Origin of the sequence: Moorena sp. SIO4E2 (assembly GCF_010671945.1) — a bacterium.
GTDB lineage: Bacteria > Cyanobacteriota > Cyanobacteriia > Cyanobacteriales > Coleofasciculaceae > Moorena > Moorena producens.
In genome coordinates this window covers 1-1133 of sequence record NZ_JAAHIE010001366.1, presented here as the reverse complement: position 1 = coordinate 1133, position 1133 = coordinate 1, and the positions used below count along the sequence as shown (strand labels likewise).

Here is a 1133-nt window from a genome sequence, read left to right as displayed (position 1 = left end):
ATATTGTAGAAACTACTCAGAAGTTATCCGAAAAATTATTTAATGGTTGGGTGAGAGTGGAGAAATTACTGGTAACTCACTTCAGTAATCCTTTAGACGGCTTGTGGTCTAAAGTAGGCTCCACAACTCCCCAAGACAAATTTTTGGATAGCTTCTAAGCAGCTTACGGGCAATGTATAGCAAGGTGGAAGTTACGGTCTACGGCTTTTCCGGTAGAATCGTTAGTAGCAACCCAAACCCCTTTGGTGGTGCCGGAGCGTGTGGCTACAGTAACTTCACCAGATGGTTCAGTGCCAAAGCCTGTAGTGCCTAAAGTAGCAGTGTAGGCACACTTACGGACATCCCGGTTGAACAAGACTTCGTACCGACCTTTGAGAACTTTTTTTGCTTTTGCTGCACCGAATCCGCGATCCAACTTGCCGTTGTTGCCGACTACAGCAAATAGGGTTTTTGCACCCTTGGTGGAGGTAGTTGTTAAAGTAAATCGTTCGGTGCTGGGAGTGATTGGACGAGGCTCGTTATTATCTGCTAAGGCTTTGCCTTGAGGAATGCCGAGGCTGATTACACCTAAAGATAGAACTACAGACGCGATCGCTACTTTACTACGAAACATGATCAGTCTCCTGGTTTGAACTTTGAAGTTTGTAATGTGAATACTGAGGTGTTTCGGTCATTGGCTGACTCGAATTCAACCTCTAATTACATTTCTGAATCCCATCCAAGATTTACGCAGTGGATGGTTTAATCTTTACAAAACTTAAAAAAAAGCTCTGGTCAGACCTGGCATAAAAAGCCGGAAAAGTGCCTAAAACCTAGGATGGGTAAGTAACGCACCCTACTCTTAGCATCAGAAGAAACCCCATGAGAATAAACCATGGCGGCCTGTGAGCAGATACCCTGAAAGCGATCGCCTACTTTGATCTGGCTATGGTTATAAAGTTAGTGAAATAGCAGTAACGATTAAGTTGATCTATGTCGGAAACACCCCAAACCTCAGCTCAACAAGAGCTGGACAGTACCATGGCAAGTCATGAGCTAACTGCCACCACAGCCAAATGGTTTGACTATCCAGTGCGAGTCCATCCCCACCACACTGACTATGCTGGTATAGTCTGGCATGGTACCTACATTGG

General features: G+C 44.9%; 1 protein-coding gene and 1 pseudogene. One reads left to right on the top strand and one right to left on the bottom strand.

What is annotated here, in order from left to right; all coding sequences use genetic code 11:
* Nucleotides 1-163 precede the first annotated feature (163 nt).
* The gene (locus F6K37_RS43725; RefSeq protein ID WP_287257390.1) at nucleotides 164-613 is read right to left on the bottom strand and encodes a hypothetical protein; all 450 of its coding nucleotides are present in this window, start codon (nucleotides 611-613) and stop codon (nucleotides 164-166) included.
* Between the two features lie 407 nt (nucleotides 614-1020).
* Here F6K37_RS43725 and F6K37_RS46025 point away from each other — a divergent pair.
* Nucleotides 1021-1133 (top strand): annotated as a pseudogene (locus F6K37_RS46025) (acyl-CoA thioesterase); the annotation flags it as partial.

What these genes read in the sequence shown, in the direction of transcription:
- F6K37_RS43725 (WP_287257390.1), bottom strand. Translation starts at nt 613, where the DNA reads ATGTTTCGTAGTAAAGTAGCGATCGCGTCTGTAGTTCTATCTTTAGGT.